The organism is Leptospira semungkisensis (genome assembly GCF_004770055.1).
GTDB lineage: Bacteria > Spirochaetota > Leptospiria > Leptospirales > Leptospiraceae > Leptospira_B > Leptospira_B semungkisensis.
The window spans coordinates 1565986-1590797 of sequence record NZ_RQEP01000005.1 but is presented as its reverse complement, the minus strand read 5'-3'; the positions used below and the strand labels follow the sequence as shown (position 1 = coordinate 1590797).

At 41.4% G+C, this 24812-nt stretch carries 20 protein-coding genes; 6 read left to right on the top strand and 14 right to left on the bottom strand.

The features are described 5' to 3' along the window. Nucleotides 1–487: 487 nt before the first annotated feature. From EHO59_RS07590 to EHO59_RS07575, 4 genes are all read left to right on the top strand, one after another. A complete protein-coding gene (locus EHO59_RS07590) occupies nt 488–7576 on the top strand; it encodes an RHS repeat-associated core domain-containing protein (protein ID WP_135586316.1) in 7089 nt (2362 codons plus the stop codon). Next, nucleotides 7573–8238 (top strand): hypothetical protein, encoded by a 666-nt coding sequence (locus tag EHO59_RS07585; protein WP_135586314.1) that lies wholly within the window; start codon nt 7573–7575, stop codon nt 8236–8238. Before EHO59_RS07590 ends, EHO59_RS07585 begins: the two co-directional genes overlap by 4 nt. Nucleotides 8239–8723: 485 nt before the next feature. Further along, nucleotides 8724–9473: a hypothetical protein gene (locus EHO59_RS07580; RefSeq protein ID WP_135586312.1), complete on the top strand. Its 750-nt coding sequence runs from the start codon at nt 8724–8726 to the stop codon at nt 9471–9473. Nucleotides 9474–9537: 64 nt separating this feature from the next. Continuing rightward, the gene (locus tag EHO59_RS07575) at nt 9538–10008 is read left to right on the top strand and encodes a hypothetical protein (RefSeq protein ID WP_135586310.1); all 471 of its coding nucleotides are present in this window, start codon (nt 9538–9540) and stop codon (nt 10006–10008) included. Nucleotides 10009–10268: 260 nt separating this feature from the next. On the opposite strand, the gene EHO59_RS07570 is transcribed toward EHO59_RS07575, so the two are convergent. The 6 genes from EHO59_RS07570 to EHO59_RS07545 all read right to left on the bottom strand — a co-directional run bounded on the left by EHO59_RS07570 (nt 10269) and on the right by EHO59_RS07545 (nt 17059). Then, nucleotides 10269–11594: an N-acetylmuramoyl-L-alanine amidase gene (locus EHO59_RS07570; protein WP_246052734.1), complete on the bottom strand. Its 1326-nt coding sequence runs from the start codon at nt 11592–11594 to the stop codon at nt 10269–10271. Nucleotides 11595–11713: 119 nt separating this feature from the next. Further along, nucleotides 11714–12469, bottom strand: a complete 756-nt coding sequence (locus tag EHO59_RS07565; RefSeq protein ID WP_135586306.1) for a hypothetical protein — start codon at nt 12467–12469, stop codon at nt 11714–11716. Nucleotides 12470–12523: 54 nt separating this feature from the next. Beyond that, nucleotides 12524–13210, bottom strand: coding sequence for an O-methyltransferase (locus tag EHO59_RS07560; protein ID WP_135586305.1), 687 nt, complete (start codon nt 13208–13210; stop codon nt 12524–12526). Between the two features lie 7 nt (nt 13211–13217). Continuing rightward, on the bottom strand, nt 13218–14048 hold the full coding sequence (locus EHO59_RS07555; RefSeq protein ID WP_135586303.1) for an MBL fold metallo-hydrolase: 831 nt from the start codon (nt 14046–14048) through the stop codon (nt 13218–13220). A gap of 3 nt (nt 14049–14051) precedes the next feature. Next, nucleotides 14052–15485 carry a M16 family metallopeptidase gene (locus EHO59_RS07550; RefSeq protein ID WP_135586300.1) on the bottom strand — a complete coding sequence of 478 codons (1434 nt, stop codon included), beginning with the start codon at nt 15483–15485 and terminating at the stop codon, nt 14052–14054. Then, the gene (locus EHO59_RS07545) at nt 15482–17059 is read right to left on the bottom strand and encodes a M16 family metallopeptidase (RefSeq protein ID WP_135586276.1); all 1578 of its coding nucleotides are present in this window, start codon (nt 17057–17059) and stop codon (nt 15482–15484) included. Before EHO59_RS07545 ends, EHO59_RS07550 begins: the two co-directional genes overlap by 4 nt. 94 nt (nt 17060–17153) lie before the next feature. On the opposite strand from EHO59_RS07545, the gene EHO59_RS07540 reads away from it, so the two are divergent. Continuing rightward, on the top strand, nt 17154–17780 hold the full coding sequence (locus tag EHO59_RS07540; protein ID WP_135586274.1) for a hypothetical protein: 627 nt from the start codon (nt 17154–17156) through the stop codon (nt 17778–17780). Nucleotides 17781–17796: 16 nt separating this feature from the next. After that, the gene (locus EHO59_RS07535; protein WP_135586272.1) at nt 17797–18219 is read left to right on the top strand and encodes a lipoprotein; all 423 of its coding nucleotides are present in this window, start codon (nt 17797–17799) and stop codon (nt 18217–18219) included. A 76-nt stretch (nt 18220–18295) separates the two neighbouring features. Here the strand turns inward: EHO59_RS07535 and mpl17 are convergent, their stop codons facing one another. The 8 genes from mpl17 to EHO59_RS07495 all read right to left on the bottom strand — a co-directional run bounded on the left by mpl17 (nt 18296) and on the right by EHO59_RS07495 (nt 24727). Continuing rightward, the gene (mpl17, locus tag EHO59_RS07530; protein ID WP_135586270.1) at nt 18296–18691 is read right to left on the bottom strand and encodes a cell surface protein MPL17; all 396 of its coding nucleotides are present in this window, start codon (nt 18689–18691) and stop codon (nt 18296–18298) included. Between the two features lie 62 nt (nt 18692–18753). After that, nucleotides 18754–19137 carry a helix-turn-helix domain-containing protein gene (locus EHO59_RS07525; RefSeq protein WP_210413034.1) on the bottom strand — a complete coding sequence of 128 codons (384 nt, stop codon included), beginning with the start codon at nt 19135–19137 and terminating at the stop codon, nt 18754–18756. Nucleotides 19138–19201: 64 nt separating this feature from the next. Continuing rightward, nucleotides 19202–19468 (bottom strand): type II toxin-antitoxin system HigB family toxin, encoded by a 267-nt coding sequence (locus tag EHO59_RS07520; RefSeq protein ID WP_246052690.1) that lies wholly within the window; start codon nt 19466–19468, stop codon nt 19202–19204. 126 nt (nt 19469–19594) lie between these two features. After that, on the bottom strand, nt 19595–20086 hold the full coding sequence (locus EHO59_RS07515; RefSeq protein ID WP_135586266.1) for a YajQ family cyclic di-GMP-binding protein: 492 nt from the start codon (nt 20084–20086) through the stop codon (nt 19595–19597). Between the two features lie 37 nt (nt 20087–20123). Next, on the bottom strand, nt 20124–22883 hold the full coding sequence (gene alaS / locus EHO59_RS07510; RefSeq protein ID WP_135586264.1) for an alanine--tRNA ligase: 2760 nt from the start codon (nt 22881–22883) through the stop codon (nt 20124–20126). 83 nt (nt 22884–22966) lie between these two features. Further along, nucleotides 22967–23365 (bottom strand): 30S ribosomal protein S9, encoded by a 399-nt coding sequence (gene rpsI / locus EHO59_RS07505; RefSeq protein WP_135586262.1) that lies wholly within the window; start codon nt 23363–23365, stop codon nt 22967–22969. A 14-nt stretch (nt 23366–23379) separates the two neighbouring features. Continuing rightward, complete coding sequence (gene rplM, locus EHO59_RS07500; RefSeq protein ID WP_135586260.1) at nt 23380–23829, bottom strand: 50S ribosomal protein L13; 450 nt, start codon at nt 23827–23829, stop codon at nt 23380–23382. Nucleotides 23830–23911: 82 nt separating this feature from the next. After that, nucleotides 23912–24727, bottom strand: a complete 816-nt coding sequence (locus tag EHO59_RS07495) for an LA_0442/LA_0875 N-terminal domain-containing protein (protein ID WP_246052688.1) — start codon at nt 24725–24727, stop codon at nt 23912–23914. Nucleotides 24728–24812 lie beyond the last annotated feature (85 nt).

Genomic DNA, 24812 nt, shown 5'->3' with positions numbered 1-24812 from the left:
ACCGAGTTATACGCTCTTGGAACACACATTCGCCCTATCTGAACCTTATCAGTTTGGAAAGTTAAGCAGATTTCCAGTCTCCTCGAGTGAACTTTATAATTAATTTATGTTGAACAATAATCGAATCGAAGTATTGCGCAATCCCAAAAATTTTAAGAGCAAACCAAACTGGTATAACATAGCATATTTCGAACTTAATTCAGAGCTACCCTACTATGTCAGGGCTTTACGAAAATTTCATACATTAATCGCTATCCAATATGAAGAGAAGCGAGTCCCAAGATCAATAAAGAATATCATCTTTATATGGCGCCTTGTATCCAAATTAAAATTGGAAAAAAGGGAAAAACTTTTGTTACAAGCAGAAAACGAGCTTCTGAGATTGGAATTAGATAAATTTCAAAATCATTAAGTTAACATTTGAAAGTTAATAATTAAAAATAGTTAGAAAAATATAAAGGGATCAACACAGCACAAGGAATGTAATATGAAGAGAAAGTCAACCGGGATCTTGTTATTAATTACCTGTTATTTTATTTTTAGTGGATTCTCTATTCGTTCTCTTTTTCAAAGTATCACAGGATCTCTGGTTCCTCAAGATTTACCTCAGCTTAGAGCAACACCTGTCGGATCACTTGCAACTTCCGTGGAGATTGTTCTTCCTCCTGGAACAAAAGGAATCATACCTCAATTATCTTTATCCTACTCATCAGATGGAACGAATGGGCTCGTCGGAGTCGGCTGGAATTTAGAAGGAATTCATTCTATCTCGAGAGATCCAAGTTTTGGAGTTAATTATGATGGAAGTGACGATTTCATCTCTTCCCAAGCGGGACAACTTTTAGATGTATCCGGCAATCGAACAACTTTCCATTCAAGAAAGGAATCTTGGATCAAGTATGTTCCGCAGGGTATATGTGGAGATGGCCCATGTTCTTGGTTAGCAACGGATAGAGATGGAACTCAATACACATTCGGTTCTACTTCCGATTCTCGAATTGAAGCTTTAGGTAAAAATGGCTCTATTCGTACATGGGCTTTAAGCCAAGTAAGAGATCCGTTCGGCAATGGGTATAATATTACGTACATTGAAGATAGCACGAATGGTGAATACTACCCGAATCAAATCAGCTACCAAAACCGTACTGTTCAATTCTTATACGAAGATCGCACGGACTTTTCTCCTAACTATATGTACGGAGCTTTGGTCCAAACCACCAAGCGACTGGAAGAAATTCGCGTCACGGTCGATGGCTCCGTGATTAGAAAATATGGACTTGAATACTCGACCGGGAATATGTCTGAACGCTCTCTACTCGTTTCACTAAACCGAAGCGAATCTAACGCATTCGGTTCCGAAGATTACAACGATCTAAATTTCCAGTACGGGAACCAAAATTTCTCTCTGCAATCCGTTGCGGATATAAATCTAAACACAACAATTTCAAATTTGAATCTGTTTGTTCCGAGCGGACTTCTTCTCTATGCGAACTTCTTATTTCAAAACCCTTTACCAACACAAGCCACGGCTACTGAGAAGAGAATGGCAGACTATTTGCAATACGCAATGCATATGCCTATCCCGGAACGGGATAGCTGTAACTACGGTCCAGCAGCATGTCTTTGCGCAGCCTATGCTCCCTGCTGGGGAGGCAATCAAGGATTCTTTGAGAATTTGGTTTCTCTTTGCTTAGATTATAATAATTGGGGAGGACCAACCTACTGCTCCGCTGGAATCGATTCCGGATTGACCAACTGGATGTCTATGGATTTGGACGGAGATGGCATTCAAGATTTTGCGAGTGTAGTCGGATCTGAAACCAATAACAGCATTCAACTTAGAGCCTGGACAATCAAAAACGGAAGTATGGATTCCTCGACGAGTTTCTTAAGTCCAGCCATTCCATTACATTATAATACATTTTCTCAACCAGTTGACCTGGATGGAGATGGAAGAACAGACTTTGCGTATGAAAATAACGGAAAATTAAATGTCATCTATTCCAAATCTTCTTCATTCTCAAACGCAACAAGTTTCTCTAACGTCTTGATTCCTGCAGCTAACAGAAACATGACGGTCTTTGCTCCATATTCATACTTTTTCGAATATTCTAGCACGAATACAAAGCGGATGGCTGCAGACAAGGCTCCAGCCGATTGGTTTGCTGATATGAATGCGGATGGCCTGACCGATTTTATACATTACGATGGAAGCAAATTCAATATCTACCTCAATCAGAAGGGAAGTTTTGCAAATGCAATTCAGGTTAGCGGAACTTCCAATTATTTCATCAATGACTTTCTAGATATGAATGCCGATGGAAAATCTGAGTATGTAAGATTAGAACAGTACAGTGAAAACGCTAGCTATACCGCTCTTAGTAACCAATTGGATGACCTAAATTCCCAAGCTCAAACGATCACAAATTCCTATAATACAGAAAATGATATCTTAAATTCGATTCTGAATTCTGGAACATCTAGCGTATCCACGAGCGATTTCAATTCTGTGATCGACTATTACCTACAAGGATGTACGTATTATATCGCAAGCCTTTCTCTCGGATATTCCATAGATGACATCGTTCTCGTTCCTAATAGCTCCGGAGTGAATGTCGCCTGTCTAAATACGGATAACAATTATATTGATATTACCCAACTGCAAGCTGCACTCTCAGGGACAGCCATTCCTGTATCAAACACCCTTGCTAATGACCTGCAATTAGTCTATGCTAACCAGATCGGTCCAATCAATACCCAAGCTAGCGATATACAGTCCCAACTTAATACGATCAACGCTAGTTCAAATGGTACGATCCGCTATCGATTGAACGTAACTTATTTTAATCTAACTAATAAAACATCCTTAACTCAACAGTATGATCTGGGCACTAGTGCAGATCGACTACAAAGCTTCTTCGGAGATGTAAACTCGGATGGTTTACCTGATTTCATTACATTTGTCGGAACCAAACTCAAAGTATCTCTCAATACGGGAAATTCTTTCGGGAATCAGGTCTCTAGTGACCTAAACGCGACTGACGGGAAAAATATAACCCAGTTTAATTTCGCAGACGTAAACTCTGACGGCATGGACGATCTCATTGTATACAATAAAGAATCCCAGAACGTAGAGAGTTATCTTTCTGACGGGACAGGTATTCTCAGCCTTAATAATTCCTACGGATTCGGACCTTTTGCTCTAGCCGAACAAACTACGAACGGTGTCTACAAAGCGGATATCGGTAAGTTGATGATCCAAGATGCAAATGGAGATGGCTCGCCCGATGCTCTTCTTGTCAAACTCTGGATGGATAAAACACAAGGTCATACTCTGGTTCGTAGTACGAATCTGCGAAACTTTGGAGAAGATGATTTAATCACTGTCTCCAACGGAGTTCAATCCGCAACCGCAGCTTACTCACCTAAGCATTTACACCCGGGAGCAATTGCAGCAGGAACAGGAGATTATCCGAATATAGTAGATTCTTCTCCAGGTTTTTTGGTAACGAGTCTGAATGCGAATCTAGGATCAGGCATAACTTCCGGAGAAACATTCCAATATAGTAATTCTAGATTTTATGCAGGTGTGAGAGGGATTGTGAGAAGCCTAGGATTTGCGGATTTTACGGAGAAAGATTCGGGAACAAATTTTTACACCATTACTGAGTTTTTCCAGATAGATTACAGGTTGGCCGGAATCTCGAGTTCGGAAAGAAGTTATAATGCTTCGGGGAATCTAATCCAAGAAACGATCCAAAGTGGTTTCCAATACCCGAACCCTTTTGGAACCGAGCTCACTATTCCCACAAGTGTTCAAAGTGTTTCGTATCATAATGGAGTAATAGAGCTTAGCAAAAATACCGATATCGGTTATGATAGTTTCGGATTTCCGCTCACGCAAGCGGAGACTTCTGGAAGTCATAGCATCCAAACAAACATCACGTATTCTCATGACACAACCCAATGGAGGATCGGCCGTACTACTCGAATGCAAAAGATAGTAGACGGGGGCTTGTCCCAAGATCAATCCATTTCGTATAGCGGAGACGTCGTCGACTCTTTGACCCAATTTGCAGGTACGAATGTGGAACAAACTTCCACTTTTACTTATGATCCAACCGGAAATCCGGTCTCTATTACAAATGCACTCGGAGCAACAACAACTCTGGCTTACGATTCGGACATTCATACGTTTCCAGTTCAAACAACGAACGCACTCGGTCATGTCACCAAATCGACGTATGACACCGCTCTTGGACTAGAAGTTTCAAAGACGGATCCCAATGGAGCTACAACGAGCAAAACCTATGACGCATGTAGTCGATTGTTGACGGTGACCTACCCCGGAAATTCAGATTATAACGAAGCCTATGAATACAAAAACTCTGGAAGATATAATTTAGCCGATCTTTCAAGCAACGAATCGATCACAAAAACGATTCGAGATACTACAAGTGGGATTCAGACAAAAATCACTCAGTATACCGATCCTTACGACAATGTAATCCGAATGGTATCTGACACAGCAACAAGCGGAATTTCGCTTATCGAAGATACTACGTATGACTATGCCAAGAATCAAATAACGCAGAAATCCCAACCTTATTTCAGCAACCTTTCTCCCGTTTTTACGACGTATCAATATAATGATCCTGATTTGCGACCGACGGGAAACACTGTGCCTGACCCACTCGGAAATATTATCACCGCAATTTCGTATGACGGGCTGACCACTACTAAGAACATCCAATACCCAGATGGAAAAACGAAAGTTCTTATAGAAACGAAAAATGAACTCGGGCAGATCATTTCCCAATCGCAAAATGGAAAAACAATCGCCACGAGTTATGCAAGTAACGGACAACCAGCATCAATCCTTGATCCGGCCGGAAGAAGTGTCACATTCACATATGATATCGCAGGAAGAAAGAAGAGCGTAAACGACCAAAACTCAGGAACAGTCAGCTTCAATTATGATGCACTTGGACAGATCACCAAGCAAACGGATGCCAGAGGTAAAAGTTTGAATTTTACATATGACCCCATTGGGAGAATTACGAACACAAATCCAAGTGGCGGAGATGGGCCGATACAATACTCGTACGATGCACCAGAAATCTCAAATTCAATCGGTCGTTTAACTAAAACGATCGATGCAGCCGGCATGACGGAATTCGCATACAATGCCCAAGGAAAAGCAACCTCCCAAAGAAAGAGCATCGATGGGATGAAGTTAGACTTCCAAATCGAATACGATTCTCTCGGGCGAGGAACCGCACTCACCTACCCTGATGGATCCAAAGTCCACAACACATATTCGATCAATGGAAATTTAGAAACAGTCACAATGGATACGGCCGATGGAAAAAGCACCGGAGCAGAAGTCGCTAAATATGAAGGACCGATCTTTGTAGATGGAACGCCAGTATTCAGAAAAACCATGGGGAATGGAGTCGTAACGGATATAGCAATCAATACGATCAATTATAGAATTTCTCAGTTAACGGCGAAGAAAGCAAATGGGACATTCTTAACCAACACAAGCTACAAATTTGACGGAGTCGGAAATATAACCACAACAACCGACAATATCAGATCGGACAGAAGTCAAACGTTCACGTATGATACAGACGACCGGATCACGCAAGCGGTGGGAAGCTACGGAACAGAAAAATATGTCTACGGAAACGATGGTAACTTGCTTCAGAAAGGTAACTTCACATACACGTACGGAAATTCCAGCCATGCAAACGCAGTGACAAGAGTATACAGTAGCACAACAGGCGCAATCGACTATTCTTACGATGCAGCAGGCAATATGGTTTCCAGAAATGGTGATACCTTGATCTACGATTCTTACGGAAAGATGATCGAATACAATCCAACCAAGGGAGAACCGATCAAGTATACATACAATGCTGCAGGCAATCGATTCAAATCCTTTGACCAAAAGTCAAACACTGCCACATATTACATGGACGACTTGTATGAAATCGTCAATCCTCCAGGCCAAAAAGCCACTCATACAATGTATATCAAAGGATTCCAAGGCGAGATCCTAACGCAGATTACCCAAACGGATCACGGCAACGGAAAAGGAAGACATGCCGCACTAGCAAACGACAAACTTAGCTTTTTTGTCCCTTGGCTGGACACTCTCGGCTTCTGCAAGGATAAGGCAATCGATTGTGGTCAATATTGGAAGAATCGAATCAAGAGTCCGATTACTCGCTTCTTTATGTATTCTAAATACTTCCAAAATGGTATTCCAACTGCATATCTAAGAGCTGCATACATACTATTTTTATTGGGTTTACTATATTTAGCGTATCCGTTTCTACTTAAAGGAAACGTAATACTCGAAAGAGCAAAACTGTCCGGACTCGCATCTCCTGCATTGTTACTTTCTTTCTTTGGAGTATTCACGCTCCAAGACTGTAATGGAATCTTGAATAGAAATAGTCACGCAAATGCACCTTGGTTCGTTTTACAAAACCAATCCACTTCCGAAGACACACCATTCATCACCCAAGCTAACCCCGGCTCAGGAGAGATAAACGGATCCGGCGCACCTGTAGATGGGGCCTACTTCTATGGCTTAGATCATTTGGGTTCTACTACTATGCTCACGGACGGTGTCGGAAACCAGGTTGCCGGTCCCGGTCAGAGCGGCGTGAGCTTTGTTAGCTACAAACCATATGGTGAAATCAACTTCAAGGAATCTACTGGACCCGATATTTTCAGATACAAGTATACAGGAGAGATTTTAGACTCCGAAACGGGACTGTATTATTATAAATCTAGATATTATGATGCTTTCTTGGGGAGATTTGCCGAGGCCGATAATCGCTTTGATAGCGGGATAAACGGACTCAATCGCTACATGTATGTCGGAGGAAACCCATTGAATCGGGTTGATCCGAATGGACATAGTTGGTTGAGCGGCGCGCTCGGAAAGGCAGGAAATTGGTTGCAGAAAGCTACTTTTATAAATTCAATTCGAGCAAATAAACTAAATTTCGGTGCAAATACTATTAACTTTAATAGTCTAGGTAATCGCCTTCAATCTGCTACTTACGTAAGTTCAAAACGCTGGGCAAGCTTTGGATACACAACTTCCTTACTTGCAGCTAGCATTGCTGGATCTGTCCTAGGAGGAATAATAGGAACTGCAGCTGGATTCTTAATTGGTGGTGCGATAGGAGGTCCTTTCGGCGCCATAGTAGGTTCAGCAGTTGGGGCAGTCGCTGGTGCAGCCTATGGAGCATTCCAAGGCAAAAAAATCTTAAAATACACCCATCTCCACTTTGCAAAAATCGATGTTAAGATATTCATTAAGGAAGACATATCAATAAGTTGCGGCAGTCGTTCGGACGGACCTGTCCCGCACTGCAATGTGGATATGAGCCCACCGATTTTTATGCTACAGTTTGGATCAAATACAGGATTACCGCTTCTTAATAGAATTACGATAGCTTTTGGTGCAGCAGCATGTTATCCTCCTGAAGGTAAGGGCGGTGATGAGGAAGATGGCGATGACAGACAACATACTGAGGGCTTAGATTGTCCTTGAAATCAAAATCAAACTTCTCCAATTATTTACAAATAATCGGAGTATTGCTACTCTGCAACTGCGCAAATGTTCTGAGAGATTATGATTTGATTTCACAAGGATTGACAAGTCAATTCCGACTCGTTCATCGAGGGGAAACCGATTACTTTAATTCGCTACTATTGTTAGGTCCAACTGATTATTCAATTGAGGCTTATTATGTTCAAAGAGATTCGTTTCAAGAAATCTTATCTGATCCAAATAATTTTAATATTTCATTTAAGGATCAATCGTTTCAAATCAATCAATTTGAAGAAGGGATTTTATGGGAAATATGCGGAAATCAAAAATTTATCGATCCTTCCAATTATATTTTCTCATTAAATAAAGAGCCGATAGATTTAGTAGTGGAATATAATTTTAACTACCCCTATAGGATGCTTGGAAAAAAGAAGAGTCGCTTTTTCCCCAAAAGAATTGCGGAAGAATACTTAAAAGAAGGCAAGGCAGTGGGTTTAATTACCTGCAAACGATACCTGATCCAAATACCCAGTAAATCGCAAATAGTAGGTCGAAATTTGCTTGAAATTGAAAATCGAAATGGCAAGCATTATATCTTCGAATATGAATATAATTTTGGATTTGTAAAGAATTACAAAAAATTTATTGAAAACGGATCATAAGGATCTATCGAAAATGCAATATAAAATAATACTAGCTTTAATCATCTCTCTTATAACTTCATGCACTTTTACATATCACAATTGTGATAAAGAAAGGAAAGATAGAAATTCATGTATTTTAGCAAATGTCGAATTTTGTAATTTAGCACAAAAATCAAATCCGTCCGAAACCTGCGCTTTATATTTTGCTGGGATTGTTCAATGCGAAACAAAGTTGTCGTCGGTCTGTGGCGGAAATTAAATCGAATAAACACTCGCATAGACTATTCCTATTAAACGAGAACCCGTGTTCTCTCATCATTCCCGAATTAAAAGACAGAGCCACATTGAAGCGCCAGCAACGATGCATAATAAGGCGATATTATGTGTTTGATTAATCCGACAAATAAATATGCAATTTCAACGAGAAACTTATTCAAAGAAAGAATTTTATATATATTTGGAAACTGCAAATTTAATTTCAAAATAGTATTTCGTAAACTCTAATGAATTATAGCAAGACAGCATTTTTAATATTAGCGATGCATATATTATGTAATTGCAGCCCGGTAAATAAAGACAATTTCGTCTTCTTAAAATCGGCTCCTTACGATGAGTATGGCAAAGAAAACGATCAAAAAATTATCGATTTAAACTTTCTCGGATTTAAGGAAATAAATTTCCATCAAGGCCACATTTCTGGCAATATAGTATTGTGGTCCAAGCTACGAAGTAAAAGCAGCATTCAATCATATGAATCAAATAGCGACATCCAATCTACATTTTACTTAAATAACCCTTTATACTCGATATTCGCGCCTAAGGGCGAATATTTTGGATTTTTGGATCTACACTATGGAGCAAATGAGATATTTGTCGGAAAAACAAATGGCAACGTAAGGATATTCTTTGGAGTTACATCAAATGACGCAGAATCCTTTAATGAACTAAAGACTGAAGAATGCAAGAAAATTGAATATTCGAAGAATAGCACATTCCAAAATACTTATATTTGTCCAAAGCTCAAAAGCGACAATAAACTTTCTATCCAAGTTAGTCTGAATGGAAAGAAAGATATTAGATGGGGAACAAGTGCTGCATGGTGGACATTTTGGGGGGGAGCAGTAATTCTTGCTATTACCACGCCAAATTTAATCGGCTATGCGGGAGGTTTACTTGTCCCAGAAGCAGTCATTCCAATTTTTAAGTATCAAGAAATGGAGATTAGTTTAATACCGGACAAAACTCAAAGATAATCGGTAAGTGATCAGGAATACCAATATAGCAAATTTCATTTTGCAATATAATAGAAATAAAATCATGAGTTTAAAAGTGCCAACTCTTGGCTTCATTTTATCAATTAGTTGGCTTAGTTGCGCGACTATTCTCCCAGAAAAAGAAAGAAAGTATAATATTTCCGTTCATAAAATTGAAAGCCTCTCGAGCTTCCTAATGAATAAGAAAGAACACGCAAAGGGCTTGGTATTTTATGAAATGAATGATTTAAATATAAATTCGGCGATGATAAAATATTACAGCACTATCAAGGCAGAAAGTGACTCGTATCTAGTTTGCGCCTTTTCAATTGAACGAGACAAAAATTCAAATACTCTCTACCTAAATAATATATCTTATACACTTGACTACCGTTGCGATAATCGAAAAAGCGATACCCCTAGCAAGAGACATCTTGACTGGTGCTTACAGACTCGTGGGATAATGGGGCCAACATCTTTAGAGGATAAAGAAAAGTATATGATCCCATGCGTTAAAGAATTCTTACTGGATTAGAAATCGCTGAAATTTAGTTAAGTTCACAAAGCGGGCGAAATTGCAAAAGAACCTCTTTTTCGCAATTTGAAAACGACTACAATCTCTCCACCGCTTGGCAACGAGATGCACGTTAATTAAAAATGTTTATTTATAATGATTTTCTAACATTCAAATAACCAACTAAGCTGGATGAATTTAAGTCCTTCAAATACGTCACAACAAGTAGAAGGGCTTGGTACCATTATTTCCATAGATGATCGTAAATTATTTTGCGAAACTTACTCCTCGCGAACAATCCGAAAATAGTTGCTATCCTGCCAGTTCTCGTATCTCGACCAGTTGATCTTCTTTCCTTTAGGAATATAAGCAGAATCAATTGATTTCATTTTAATACCGTGAAACAAAGAATAGATCCCGACTGCGAGAGAGATGGCTGTATCTTTCTTTCTCTTAGTGAGGATCTTCATATCCTTCTCCTTATCGATATAACCGATCTCTATATAAGCAGAGATCGCATTTATAAATGTAGGAAGGCTATATGTAGAGATATAAGGCTTATTGATCGGACCGGGAGAAGTGAGCTCTTCATCTTCGTAAGGGATCTTTCTCAGACCATACTGTACGAATCTCATTAATTCAGCTGCGGCATAATGATTGTCTCCGCCGAATTCTTCAGGACCATCTTCTCTTCTCCAAAGCTCGGGCTCGGCTCTTTCTCTGTCCCAAAATTTTCCTTTGGCAGAATACTCTGAATGTTTTTTGGCGTAAGGTCCTGGACCGTTTAACAGCGCTTTTTCGATCCAACCGGAAGGATCCGCATACTTCCATGTTACCATGTTCTGCCTATACCCTTCGAAATTGGAGAGATCGCTTTTCTTTCCGGACTTATTAGGCCAATAACCGTTGAAGTAAATCCAAGCATCGGCGACTGCATTTTCTAAACGGGACCATTCCATTTTAAAACGCATCCACTCACTCCAAGGTCCGTTCTCAAATGACTTGGAAGAATTTCCTTCGGAGATCTTTCGAAGAGAATAGAATGTTCGATAAGAAGGAGAAAGTACAGCGGCCATTCCTCCAGGATGTCCTTTCCAACTCGGATTCAAATGCAAAGAAAGAACTAGATAAGGGCGAGCTGCATTGATCCTGGAGATCCTTCCGGGACGTAGTTTTCCGGTCTTCTTGTCCGGATAATCATACAATCTATAAAATGCGTTAGGATCAGAACTGAGATCGGCACCTTCTTCTTTTGCTGTTTCTTCTCGAGTCAGATCTGAATCGATCCTGATCCAAGGCAATGTATCCTCGGTAAACTTCTTTGCATGAGATCGAAATGTTTCAAAACCTTCGGCAGTCTTAGTGAGATCCAGGATCTCTTTCACTTCCTTTGCCAGTCCGAGAACCACTTCGCTTTCCCTTCTATTCTTTGTCTGAGCCCCCGCTTTGTAAGGTTCCAGATATTTATTGGAGATGGGATCATACTTATCCCCATGCTCTTCTTTTGGTTTTAAGTCCAAGCCTCCATGCCCGGGATCTATAACAATATTATAGGTTTTCTTAGGAGATTCTTGTGCGGAAAGTGAGAAGGCAAATAAGCAGAGGATTAGAGAGGAAAGTAACTTCTTGATCACGAAAGGAAATTTTTTTCTCCTAGGGTATCTTACTAAAACTGATACCCGTAGGAGATACGTCAAGAAATCCAGAAATTAATTTCTGGAAGAGATCAAAGTTTAGAGTCGGCGTAGACCATATTGCGGTTATCGCTTAGGTCTATCTTGTATTTCTCTCTCACATTCTTACTTTCCTCATCCGTCTTCAATTTGCTGAGGATAGAAATACCATATTCCTTAGCGATCCGAAGATGCATAAGACTGTCTTTATATCTAGAATCCCTTCTCATTCTCTCGGCTTGGATGAATTGGTAGTAAGCAATTTGCAGTTTGTGTTGGTTCAAGGAGATCTCTCTTCCCCCCGCACCTTTGGCAGCGCTGCCTGGTCCTTGCTTCTGCTCGATTGAAACGATCGCATCGGCGCATTCTCCCAAAAGTTGGTCCACTTTTTGATTATATAGGTCGGAGAACTTTCCGTATAGCTTATTGGTCTCGTCCTCGGTTTCCTTCATCTTACGACCTGCGACCACATACTTGCGCATGAGTGAATAACGATATGCCTCGTTATACTTCTTCCAAATGCCGTCGAAGTCTTGCTGCGAACCCTGGACCTGAGAGCCGAAATTCTTGACCACCACTTCCAAAGCTCCTAGGTCTCCCTTCAGTTTATTCTGAGTGGAATCCAAGGTCCTTGCAAAATGAAACTCTTCCAAGTAATCGCCTTGGTATTTCGGATCTTCTGCTGCAGATCCAAGAGAAGTGCCTTTGCCATCTCCTGCCGCAGGTTTATTTTGTGCAGTTACGCCGTACGTAAAGAGGACCAAGCAAGCGAGAATTGCAATGATCCGAGGGAAAGAAATTTTTGTCATGTTACCGACCCTTCGCGGTAATATAATACGATGCTTAAGAGACAAACAAGCTTTTTATTGAGAAAAATCGAAACATAATATTCCGTCTCCCACTGGGAACAACGTATATGAAAGCTTAGAGTCTTGGATCATAGACCATACTTTACGAACCGCTTGGTCCGAAGGAGCCTGGTTAGACGGATCTGCAATCCGTCCATGCCAAAGAACATTATCAAAAGCTACTCTTAGTTTTCGATCTCTTCCTTGAGATAAGATCTTCTCTAAAACCTCAGGGTAACGGATCTTATCGCAGTCCACAAATAGAAACTCCCTACTTTGCGTGACAGGAGAGTTTAAAAACTCCTGGAGAATATCCAAACATTCTCCTTCTCTAAATTCTAGATCAAATGAGTTAGATCCGATCTTTGGCAAAAAAGATTTTGTGATCTCTATAAACTGAGGCTCTCTATCTACAGTCGTGATCTTTGCAAAGGAAGAAAGAGCAGAGATCGTCCAGAACAAAGAAATCCCATATCCTGTCCCTAACTCCAAAATATATTCCGGCTTCCAAGAAGAGACCAAGAAGGCGAGCACAGAGCCTGAAGCAGGACTCAAGACAGGAAATCTATCTTGCAGAGCCTTCTCCTCCAATTCCTTTAGCCAAGGAAATGGCCTTTGCACTAGCTCGGAATGGATCCAATCTTCTAGTCCTTCCTTATAGATGGAGTTTCCGTATTTTCGATTGGAATCCTTGGATGTCATACGTTGCTCATTCCGGGAGAAAGAGATGAAAGCGATCCTTCTCCGAATCCGGGATCCTTTTAGATAATACTTTTCTAATATAATGGATCGGATATCTCTTGGAGAAGTGGATTAGCACTATTTTTTCGTTCTTAAACGCGGAAAGATTATGGAGGATCTCATCCAAATGAATATGCCCCCACTCTCTCGCATTTTCCACATTCCTTTCCTGATCTATATAAGTGCATTCTAAAAATATAACTTCGGACTCAGCCACGTCCTTATGAGTAAGTACATACTCTATCTTAGTATCTCCCGAAAAACTAACAACCGGCTTCGAGTGTACTTCGTTTACTTCCACCGACTCCGATTTCTTTTGAAGTAACTCGCCTTGGCTAAGTCCTTTAAACTCGGATTTAAGCTTCTTTTTCTTCTCATAGATCGTATAACCCTGAGACTCCACTCTATGAAAGGTTTTCCAGGCTCGAAAGGAATGATATGGATCCAGCTCCACTTCTTCTCCTTCTTGCAAGGATCTCATATCGTAAAGATAGGGAAAGCCCTCTATCTTAGAATATAAAGATAGGATCTCTCTCATAGGAGCTTCCAAACTTTCAGGAAGATAGATCTTAGGAGGAGGAAGTTTACGAAGAGATCTTTGAGAAATATAATAAGGCAATCCGGCAGAATGATCCAGATGCGCATGAGTAAGCAAAAGTCTTTCTATATGAACGCGAGCAGGATTCTGATGTCCTATATCGAACATCAGATTTAAACGAGGCATAGTTACGGAAGTTCTGATACCTCCCTCGGAAATTCCTTCAAAAACATAACCTCGATGTTCGAATCGACTTTCCATTCTTCAGGGAACCGAATCTTCCGGCCCGATCACCTTTTGGCCGGTCAGCTCAGAAGAAACCGAAGATTTAGGCCCGGAGATCACTGCAGTCAATTTATCTCTTCTGAAATAAGTCCTTCCGACTCTTTTCAGATCGGAGAGACTTACCTCTTGTATCTTATCTCTGTATTTACGAAGGTAATCCTTCGGCATCTTGTGCTCTCTAAAACGGACCTCGTTTCTCAGGATCTCCATGGAATCCGTAAAAAGAAAAATGAATTTGTTCAAGATAGCTTCTTTAGCATTTCTTAATTCATCTTCGGAGATCTTGGAGAAGGTAGAATCGCTCAGTATCTCTCCCATGAGCTGATATACTTCCATGGTACTTTGAGATTTTGTCTGCGTGAAGAAATACAAAACAGAATGGTCCTTTTCAAAAACAGGATGACTGGAAGAAGAATACGCGAGTCCTTTATCGGATCTGATTTTACTCATGAAGTAGGAATTAAACCCTCCTCCTCCGATTATATAATTCAAGACTTGGATCGCATAGAAATCCTTATCATTGTGCGCAGGTCCTGTCCCTAAAAAGAGCACTACATTCTGGGTATTCGCCTTATCTATAATCAGATTCTTAAGATCTCGTTCAGCCAAATTCTTAGCGAGATCCGTTTGTGTAGAAGCCTGAGCTTCTAAAATTGGTGTCCCATTAAACTTAGGAAGAATTCCCTCCAGAAACCCTGGAATCTCTTCTTCTTTCCATTTGCCTGTAACCAAAATGGATCTTCTGGCGCTTAAAAGTTGTTTTGTATAGAATTCTTTGAGAGAGTCCTCTTTAAGTTGGTCGAGAACAGAAAGAGAAGCGGACTTTCCCTTTACTTTTCCTTTATATACAAACTCGTTTGCCTTACGAAATGCAAGGCCCATGATATTATCGTTCCTTCTCTTGATCTGCTCGCCTAACTGCAATTTTGCGATCTCAAAGGCCTCCTGTCCGAATAGAGGTTCTTTTAAGAACTCAGAAATTAGAGCCAGAGATTCCTTATCGTATCTAGCAAGCCAGGAGAAGGTCAAGGTCACAGTCTCTAAGTCGGAAGCGACTCTCATCTTAGAGCCGTAGGACTCCCAAACTTCTGCAAAGGATTCGCCAGGATGAGAAACAGTCCCTCCCTTCTTCCAAGCTTCAGGAAAGATGTCCGTAAGTTCGCTTGGAATATTCGGATAATAAGAAGGTCCCGCATAGAAAGAGATCTCGAGCGTACGGATCGGGAATTCTGAATTTTCTAAAAATAGGATCCGAGTATTCGCGTCCTTTCCCATCTCCTTGATCTCCGGGAAATGGAACTCTAAAGCAGGGATCTTAACGTCTTTTACGAAATCCCCAGGAGCAGCATCTGCGGTCGCAAAACCGACAAAAAAGAATAAACCGAAAGAATATAATACTTTTTGAATATTCACTTTTTCTCTCCTTCGGAATTGGTCAGATCCCCTACAGTTAAATTGCGGGGAGAGAAATATTTTTGGGTCACTCTCATAATATCCCCAGGAGTCACTCTATCTAAACGGGAATAATCATCAAAGATCTCCGTCCAATCTCCTGCGACCAGCTCATAATATGTAAGAACATCAGCCAACTTAGAGTTGCTATTCAGACCTCGGATATAATCTCCTACGATCTGATTCTTGATCTTTAGAAGCTCTTCTTCGGAAACTGCTTCCTTCTTCAAAGATTCGATCTCCTCTAGGATAGCCGATTCAATCTTATCCGGATCGGCGCCTCTAACATTCGTAACGTAGACCGCGAACAGATTCGCATATCTTTCTCCAGGTTCTCCAGTCCAACAAGACACTCTTTGAGCAAGCTTGTCTCTCAATACCAATCTCTTATACAATCTTCCCGTTTCTCCTTGGGAAAGGATCGCATCTATTAATTCCAGAACGGGACGATCCGGATGCGGAGAAGCTGGGGTCAACCAACTCATTACTTTCATAGGCCCAGAAGAATGTTTTACGCTCACTCTTCTTGTCTCATGATCAAAGCTTTCCGCCACATTTTGGGGTTTGGGAGATTCTCCGTCCGGAATATTCTCGAAGTATTTACGGACAAGACTTTCCGTTTGAGAAAAGTCCACATCACCGACGATACCGATCGCCATATTATGAGGTCTGTATTTCTTTCTAAAGAAATCCTCGGTCTTATCTATATCAAGAAAAGGTAAATTAGATTCGAAGCCGATCACAGGCATTCCATAAGCGTGCTTTTCAAAAGCAGCACTCAGAAATTTCTCCCTCAAGATGCCCATGCCCTGATTTTCGACCCTCATCCTGCGTTCTTCGAGGACTACATCTCGTTCCGTATAATATTCCCTTAATATAGGATCCTTCAATCGATCCGATTCCAATTTCGCCCAGATTTCTAATCTATTAGATGGAAGAAGGATCTGATAATTCGTAACATCGTTCGTGGTATAAGCATTAAATCCGGTTCCGCCATTCTTATCGTAGATATAAGAATCTTCGTTGGAGACTACGAATTTGCGATGTAATTCAAGAAGGCTCTTAAAGCGAGCTTCTAAAACGTTTTTGTCTGTGATTAATTTTTCAGGAACAGGCTCTCCTTTTTGGATCAGCTCTCTTTCCTGTAGACGATAGGAGTCCAATCTCTTTCCCCAAACGCGGATCTGTTCCAGATAGATCTTTTCCTTTTCGTAATTGGTAACTCCGATATTCTTAGTACCCTTGAAAAGCATGTGCTCGAGAAGGTGAGCAGTGCCTGCGATCTCAGGAGTCTCATCCGAAGACCCAACCAAAAATTTGGTATAAACTGCAACTGTAGGAGAGCCTTCTCTCTTCATCATCAAGAGACGGATACCGTTCTTTAATACAACCTTCTTCACTCTGGATTCGAGAGAAGAACGAACTTCTAAAAAAATATCCTCATCCGCAAAAAGGGAAAGATTAGCGGATATCGAGAAAGTTAAGAAGAGAAGAATGGAACGAAAGAAATTTGATTTGGGAAGGAGACTCCACATACCTACAAGATTTCCTCCAAAAGCGAGAATGTCCAGAAGATACCTGGAAAAAATCCCGCTGGTTTTTGTACAAGGGAGCAATAAACTAGGAACTATGCACCGGGTCTTAACGGTCTTATTCCTGCTAATCTTATTCGCGCAATGCGAACAGGCCGATCCTGAATTCAGAAGAAAGGCTTGGGAAAACGTATCCGAATCCGGTTTTATTTCTCACGACTATTTTCAAGTCGTAGTGACAGTTCCCATTCCTGACCAAGAAAGACCTCTCCTTGAATTGAGAGAGGAGTGCAAGGCCAGAGCCGTCCGAAAAAGGGACGAGGTCTCCGTAACACTTATCCTTGCACAACTAACGGAAGAAAGAAAGAATCTCATCGGGATCGCAAGAACAAGCAGCGTCCCAAAATACGAGACTCCCATCTTACCGAATACGGTCCTCGCTGCCCAAGCTTCTCGTGGAAGTGGTGCTTCGATAGCTACGCAAACGTTGATACCGACTGAAAAGCCAAGCGAGGAGCAGGAAGAAAAAAAAGAAAAGAAGAAGACGGAAATCGTAAGTGCTGATTATTTAGCTTACCGCGCTTCGCTCGCGTGGTTTATAGATAAGTTGTTCTTATTCAAAGAAGACTATAGCGATCCAAAGACCTGCACGATGGTCTTTCGAGTCGTGGATGCGGATTTAATGAAGCGAATCTTAGAATCTCCAATAACTCCTAAAATGTGAGAGAAGGAATCCATCTATGTCCATTAAAACCATCTTCGCAGTGCTATTCGTTTCGCTTCTAGTAGTCTGCAAGACTCCTCAAAAAGAAGAACCAAAGACTGAGCCCCAAAGAACCGTAACTCAAGAGTCCGCTCCTGCGGAAGAGGATCAATTCGTAAAAGCTGTCGAAGGATTTTTGAATTCCTCCACCTACCAAGTAGTTGTATCCTCTTTGGACAACAACGAACCGGAAGCTTTAGATCTGGCCAAGAAAAGAGCCCTGAATTTGTTCATAGCGGAGAAGGGAGATCTATTCCGTCCTACAGACAGAAAAGTGTTAAAAGAGATCGTAGACACCAAAGGAAAAATCGTAAAAGTCTCCAAGCCAATCAATGGAAAGACGTATTATATTTTCCAAGTCACCGAAAGAGATCTCAAAATAGAGTTAAAGAAACAATAACCCTTCCTAAAACAAAAGCGGCCATATAAGCCGCTTTTTCTTTGATCTAACGATCAGATTTTCCTAATTTATAAATTTATTGTATAACTTCTTTCTGGAGGATCTTTCCAGGGATACAAATATTCCTATTATAGTCGCAATAGAAGATCTTAGCATGGATCTCTAAATCTCCTTTTCCCTCTAACTTCACTTGCATAGGATCTACTGTCTCAAAGTATTCTTTCTTGCGAGTGGAAGTCTTACCTTTCAATTTCAGATCCGCAGAGACTACTTTCAGTCCTGGCCCAGGATTCATTAGGATTCTATGAGGAGCATCCTTTTGCACACCGAAATTGTCCGGATGGATCAACCTGAGTTGGTATGTATTCGGAGAGGATTTTTCTAGTTTGAACTTGATCGGATTTTCTTCTTGGGCAGAAACTCCGGAAATTAGAAAGATAGAAATGAGTGCGAAGAAATAAAAACGTTTCATGCTGATTAGACCCTTATCATATCGAATAGTTATTCCAAGCCGCTCGAAAATAGAAAATCGGCTTACTTCTTTGTGGCATATTTTTGGATTAGAATATCACCAGAAATGCCTAACGAATCTCTTATTCTGCGGATCGCTTGGATGGAAAGAGGAATTTTCTTATTCAAATACTCAGAAGCTCTATGCTTAGAGCCAAGAATTTTAGCAAAATCGGTTTGTGATAGTCCTTCCTGCTCCAATCTGAATTTAATTGCATCAATCGGATTAGGAGGGAGTATAATGAAGTGTTCGTCTTCGTATTTTTCCACCAAAATAAAAAGAGTTTCCAATTCTATCTCTTCTTCTTTGGTTTTATTTCCTTTCTCCATCAAAGATTCAATCCGTTTTAAAGCAGATCGATGATCTCCTTTAGAGATTACCGGCTGAATATTAATCACACTCGTCATAACATTTCACCAAACCTACCAAACAAAATAACAAATAAACCAAACTACACAATAAAACAGAACATTAAATGGTCTTAACGTCGATCCTATCGTATTCATCGTGAGTGCCTACAAACCTTATATAAACACCCCCGAACCTATATTCCATCTTGATTACGACTCTATAATTGTTCCCTCCGATATTAAAGACTACTCTGTCACCTGGAATAAAATCTGCAGATCTGTATTTTTCCTTAATATCGCTTGGTTTTCCCCAAAAGGATTTTCTTGCCTCGTCATACCAAGCCGAAAGAGGGATTTTGGCCTTCGGGTGCTTCTTCCAGAATTCCACTAGGGTGGCCCTGGATATAACCCTATTATTTCGCATTAGAATATTATACGTGTAGTTCCAAAAAATGGAACTACTTTTTGTAGTTTCACTGAAAAAGGAGGGAGTTTAAAAATATGTTTAATCAGCTTACTTGAAATTCTGGAACTGAACATCGAAAGGAAGATCAGCTGCTTTCAAGAGTCTCATAATTTCCTGAAGATCATCCTTCTTCTTGCCTTGGATCCGAACGCAATTCCCCATAATCGTAGGAATAACCTTCAATTTTGAATCTTTCACGATCTTAGTGATTTCTTTGGTTTGTTCTTTTTCCAAACCGTTACGGATCTTCACTTTCATCCTGACAGTATTGCCGGTAGCAGGCTCGATCTTAGATTTGAAGTCGAAGGACTTCAGACCTAGTCCTCGCTTTGCCATTTTATTGATCAATACATCGATCACACTTTCCAACTTGGCCTCATTATCGGAAGTAAGCACCATTGCTTCTTCTTCCAATTTGATTTCGGATTTGGAACCTTTGAAATCGAAGCGAGTCTTGATCTCGCTGATCGCTTGGGTGACAGCGTTTTGTAGTTCAGGTCTGTCTATCTCGGAGACTACGTCAAAAGAAGGATCGCTCATATATTTACTCCGCCTATGCTAAAGACTTTTGGTCTTTTTAATTTCCGTTTAAACCAAGAGATGCCTTTTGGACTGCTAAGTCTACGGCTTCCTGAATCTTGGAGACTTCTTTCCCTCCGCCTTGGGCCATGTCCGGTTTTCCACCGCCCTTACCGCCTAATATCTCACAGGCGGCCTTGACTAAATCACCGCAATGCACTTTCTTTCCTGCGATAGAAGGAGAACAAGTGACTACTATGCTTGCGTCTTCTGCGTTCTTACTCGCGAGAATGGCAACGATCTCCTTTTCTCTCACTTTCAAATTGTCGGACAGACCTTTTAGAGCTTTTGCATCCTTGGAATCGAATATATAAGAAACTATCTTAACTGTGCCAATAGATTTCGCAGCTGAAAGCACTTGGTTCAAAACTTCCGGATTGTTCTCGAAGTCTCTCGATTCTCTATTCTTCTTTTCTTTTAAGAATTTACTCTGGGTATCTTCTAATTCCAAAGAAAGTTTTTCGGTAAGCTCACGGAATGAGACTACTGCATCTGCTCCCTTCTTCTCGAATAAGGAACGCACTTCATCCGGTCCCGGAATATTCGTCTTGATGGAAAGAGAAGCTCCTTCGGCTCCCAATTCTTCTTTGATCTTTAGGTTCAGGTTTTGCACTGCTTCGGTCAATTCGGCAAAACGGTTCTGAAAGGTTTCGACTACAACCGGCCCGGCAACCGCTTCTATGCGTCGGTTTCCAGCGCCTGGGCTGGATTCTTTTTTAATGAAGAAGTATCCGATGTCTCCCGTATTTCCCACGTGAGTTCCACCGCAGAATTCCAAGGATCGGTCTCCCATTTTCAGGACTCGGACCTTATCTCCGTATTTTTCATCGAATGCGGCAACAGCACCGGTCTTCTTTGCGTCCTCTATCGCCAACACTTCCGTCTGAACAGGAATATGACGACCGATGCTTTCGTTGACCCAGGATTCTATATTACGAATTTCTTCTATACTCAATGGGCTTGGATGGGAGAAGTCGAATCTGAGATAATCCGGAGAAACGATGGATCCCTTTTGGAGTACATGACTCCCGAGCAAGTTACGAAGCGCTCCGTTCAGCAAGTGGGTTCCGGAATGATGAAATTTGAGTTTTTCTCTTCTCTCCTTCTCCACTTCTAATCTAGCCTTGTCTCCTACGGAGAAAGAACCGGAAAGAACTGTTCCTATATGTAAGATAATATCATTCTCTTTCTGAGTGTCTAAGACCTTAAATACGGAAGAATCTTTTCGGATAAAGCCAGTATCGCCTACCTGTCCCCCTCCTTCCGGATAGAATGGACTTGATTTGAAAACCAAAACTCCCGCTTCTCCTTCTTTCAAAGAAGAAGTTTGCTTATTGTCGGAGAATATAAAATCGATCTCAGACTCTGCTTCCAAAGCATCGTAGCCCAAGAATTGGGTCTTGTCAGTCTTGATCCCGGTAAATAAGGAGACCTTATTCGCTTTCCAAGTTTCACGAGAAGATTGTCTGTCCTTCTCCAATTCTTCTTCGAAAGCTTTCTTATCGAAAGAGAGACCATGCTCCGCTACGATCTCTTCGGTCATCTCAGCAGGAAAACCGTAAGTCCCATATAGCAAAAAGCTATCTTTTCCGGAGAAGATATTCAAGCCTTCTGCCTTTGTCTTGGAAACCAGAACCTCGATCTTCTCTAAACCGATCTCTAGAGTTTTCAAGAACAACTCTTCTTCTGCGAGAAGGGTCCTTTCGACGGAAGAGATATGCTTCTCGAGCTCGGGATATCTTTCCTTATAAATATTGGCCACCGGCTTTGCAAGTTTGTAGAGGAAAGGCTCTCTTAAGTCAAGCTTGCGGGCGAATAATACTGCGCGTCTGATCAAGCGACGTATAACGTATCCTCTTCCGGTTCGGTCCGGATAGATCCCATCGCTTACAGTAAACAGGACGGAACGGATATGATCCGTGATCACACGGAACGGCACCTTCGTGGATTCTTGGTAAGTCTTTCCGGAGATTTTTTCAACCTCGGAGATGATCTCTCTTAACTCATCCGTATCATAAACAGAATCCACGCCTTGTAAAAGAAGTGCGACTCTTTCTAAACCGGAACCGGTATCTATCCCGGTTTGTTTGAGAGGATGAAGGTTACCTTCTGTATCCTGATTGAATTGATTGAATACAATATTCCAAAATTCTAAAAAACGATCACAGTCGCATCCAGGGCGACACTCGTATTTCACTCCGCAATCCGGAAGTCCTTTCTCGGGTCCTCTGTCCAAGTACAACTCGGAGCAAGGTCCGCAGGCACCACTATCTCCGGCAGGTCCCCAGAAATTGTCCTTCTTGCCGAGGCGAGTGATCCTTTCCTGCGGAATTCCTTTGGAAAGCCAGATCTTCTCCGCTTCGTCGTCGTTCTCAAAAACTGTGATCCAGATCTTTTCCTTCGGAAAGCCCAGATGATTTACCGAGCAATCCAAAGCGAAGTCGATTGCTTCTTCTTTAAAATAATCACCGAAGCTGAAATTTCCAAGCATCTCGAAGAAGGTGCAATGTCTCTCTGTCTTTCCCACATTCTCCAAGTCAGTGGTCCTAAGACATTTCTGAGCAGAAGTAGCCCTGGTATAAGGAAGCTCCACTGCTCCAGTAAACAGAGGTTTGAACTGGACCATTCCCGCAGTAGTGAATAAAAGAGTAGGATCTCCTGCGGGCAATAAGGAAGAAGAAGGTACGATTGTATGTCCCTTCTCCTGGAAATAATTCAGGAAGACTTTGCGGATCTCTGAGACTTTTTTAAAATTCATGCAACCTCTAAAAACAGAAAATGCCCGAGGTCTTGATGGCAAGAACTTCAGGCATTCCCAAAAACAGATCTAAAAAACGAAGTTTATCGTTTAGAGAACTGGGTTCCTCTACGCGCTTTGTGTAGACCGTATTTCTTGCGTTCCACCATACGAGGGTCACGAGTAAGAAGACCTTCTTTTTTAACAGTGGCTCTAAACTCAGGATTATAGCGGCAGATCACTCTCGCAAGAGCGTGACGGATAGCGCCAACTTGCCCGATAATTCCTCCTCCAGAAACGTTTACTTTCAGATCGAACTTTTCAGTAACGTTCATCAGAGTTAGAGCAGTTATAGCTTCTTTAATATTAGAACGGCTATTTTGCAGATAGTCTTTGTAATCTCTATCATTGATTACAATTTTGCCGGAACCTTCTTTCAATTTTACGCGGGCGATTGCGTTCTTACGACGACCTACTGCCCAGATTTCCTTGGCGCTTGCCATATTCTAATATTCTCCTAGAGTTCCAGTTTAACCGGCTTTTGTGCGCCGAGGTTATGCTCGTTTCCAGGGAAGATCCTGAAATGAGTCAGCATTTCTGCTCCGAGTTTGCTTTTTGGAAGCATTCCTTTTACGGCTTCATAAAGGATTTTTTCAGGATGCTTTACTCTCATGTTTTGAAGAGTAGTTGCAGTCATCCCGCCCGGATAACGAGAGTGATGGAAATATTCCTTTTGAGTTTCCTTGCTTCCGGTTACTGCTACTTTAGCAGCATTGATAACAATGATATTATCTCCGCAATCCACGTTCGGAGTAAAAGTAGGTTTATGCTTACCGCGAAGTCTATGAGCGATCTCCGAAGCGAGACGGCCTAAGGTCTTACCTTCTGCGTCCACTACATACCAAGCCTTGTTGGCTTGTTCCTTTTTCAAGGAAGGAGTTCTATGCGGTTTAGATACGATTGGCATGTGAAAAAACGTCCTGTATAGGCCAATTTCGCGTACCGGCCTAATGGGTCAAGGAAATTTAGACAAGAAGACAAATCCAGTCTTAGAAGCGGACCAAGAGCCTGGCCTCGGCTCCCCAACCCATCCTTCCGGAAATCAGATCCGGCTTGGGATTGACTCCCCAGGTAACCGGTGCATCCGCCTGACTCGCCCAATTACCGCCTAAAATATAGCTACGTACAAGCTGGGTCAGGTAAACTGCGCCCAAAACATAAATAGCCTCATTATAATGCTCCACGGCATTGTGGTATTCGGATCTGGCATGAGGAACTTGGGTATAAAGGAAGTAATTCGCCAAACCTCCTCCGTAGATGTATGTGCCTGTGGTGCTGGTTTTAGAAACTGCATCGTCATAGGTTTTCTTAGCGGATGCTGCCTCTACTCTGGTAGCAGCGGCCAAAGCCAATGATCCTAAGAAAATGCTCCCAGTCCAAATTCCTTCGCTCTTATTTTCCGCATAATATTGGCCCCAACCTGGGAGTACTGCGGATCTCCAAACTACACTCCAACGACTTCTGGGAGGAATTTCCGCCTTCGGAGGTTCTATAATAATGATCGGTTCCTCTATTTTTTGCTGAGGGTTTTCCTGAAGCTTCTTTTCTTCTTCTTGGCGAATCTTCTTTTCTTCTTCTTTAGTAACATCTTTATAAATAATTCTTAAAATATCTCGTTTGCTGATATTTTTCTTACCGATGTCCGTCTGAACTGTAATACTTCTCTCGTTCTGACCTACGACAGATCCCACGACCTTTCCCCCACTTCTGAGTAGAATTGTCTGCTGGGCAAAAATCCCGATCGGAAAATAGAATAGAAGAAGTAAAATTGTAATTCTGAAACTTCTGGTCAGGGTACGTCGCATAACATTGAGATGCAAAAGCGAGAAGAATACGTCAAGCAGAATGATCCTTGCAACGGACGGATCTTAGTAATCAGTATGAAACATT

What these genes read in the sequence shown, in the direction of transcription:
- EHO59_RS07535 (WP_135586272.1), top strand. Translation starts at nt 17,797, where the DNA reads ATGTCCATTAAAACCATCTTCGCAGTGCTATTCGTTTCGCTTCTAGTA.
- alaS (WP_135586264.1), bottom strand. Translation starts at nt 22,883, where the DNA reads ATGAATTTTAAAAAAGTCTCAGAGATCCGCAAAGTCTTCCTGAATTAT.
- EHO59_RS07565 (WP_135586306.1), bottom strand. Translation starts at nt 12,469, where the DNA reads ATGACAAAAATTTCTTTCCCTCGGATCATTGCAATTCTCGCTTGCTTG.
- EHO59_RS07575 (WP_135586310.1), top strand. Translation starts at nt 9,538, where the DNA reads ATGAGTTTAAAAGTGCCAACTCTTGGCTTCATTTTATCAATTAGTTGG.
- EHO59_RS07525 (WP_210413034.1), bottom strand. Translation starts at nt 19,137, where the DNA reads ATGACGAGTGTGATTAATATTCAGCCGGTAATCTCTAAAGGAGATCAT.
- EHO59_RS07555 (WP_135586303.1), bottom strand. Translation starts at nt 14,048, where the DNA reads ATGGAAAGTCGATTCGAACATCGAGGTTATGTTTTTGAAGGAATTTCC.
- rplM (WP_135586260.1), bottom strand. Translation starts at nt 23,829, where the DNA reads ATGCCAATCGTATCTAAACCGCATAGAACTCCTTCCTTGAAAAAGGAA.
- EHO59_RS07515 (WP_135586266.1), bottom strand. Translation starts at nt 20,086, where the DNA reads ATGAGCGATCCTTCTTTTGACGTAGTCTCCGAGATAGACAGACCTGAA.
- mpl17 (WP_135586270.1), bottom strand. Translation starts at nt 18,691, where the DNA reads ATGAAACGTTTTTATTTCTTCGCACTCATTTCTATCTTTCTAATTTCC.
- EHO59_RS07545 (WP_135586276.1), bottom strand. Translation starts at nt 17,059, where the DNA reads ATGTGGAGTCTCCTTCCCAAATCAAATTTCTTTCGTTCCATTCTTCTC.
- EHO59_RS07580 (WP_135586312.1), top strand. Translation starts at nt 8,724, where the DNA reads ATGAATTATAGCAAGACAGCATTTTTAATATTAGCGATGCATATATTA.
- EHO59_RS07540 (WP_135586274.1), top strand. Translation starts at nt 17,154, where the DNA reads ATGCACCGGGTCTTAACGGTCTTATTCCTGCTAATCTTATTCGCGCAA.
- EHO59_RS07560 (WP_135586305.1), bottom strand. Translation starts at nt 13,210, where the DNA reads ATGACATCCAAGGATTCCAATCGAAAATACGGAAACTCCATCTATAAG.
- rpsI (WP_135586262.1), bottom strand. Translation starts at nt 23,365, where the DNA reads ATGGCAAGCGCCAAGGAAATCTGGGCAGTAGGTCGTCGTAAGAACGCA.
- EHO59_RS07495 (WP_246052688.1), bottom strand. Translation starts at nt 24,727, where the DNA reads ATGCGACGTACCCTGACCAGAAGTTTCAGAATTACAATTTTACTTCTT.
- EHO59_RS07590 (WP_135586316.1), top strand. Translation starts at nt 488, where the DNA reads ATGAAGAGAAAGTCAACCGGGATCTTGTTATTAATTACCTGTTATTTT.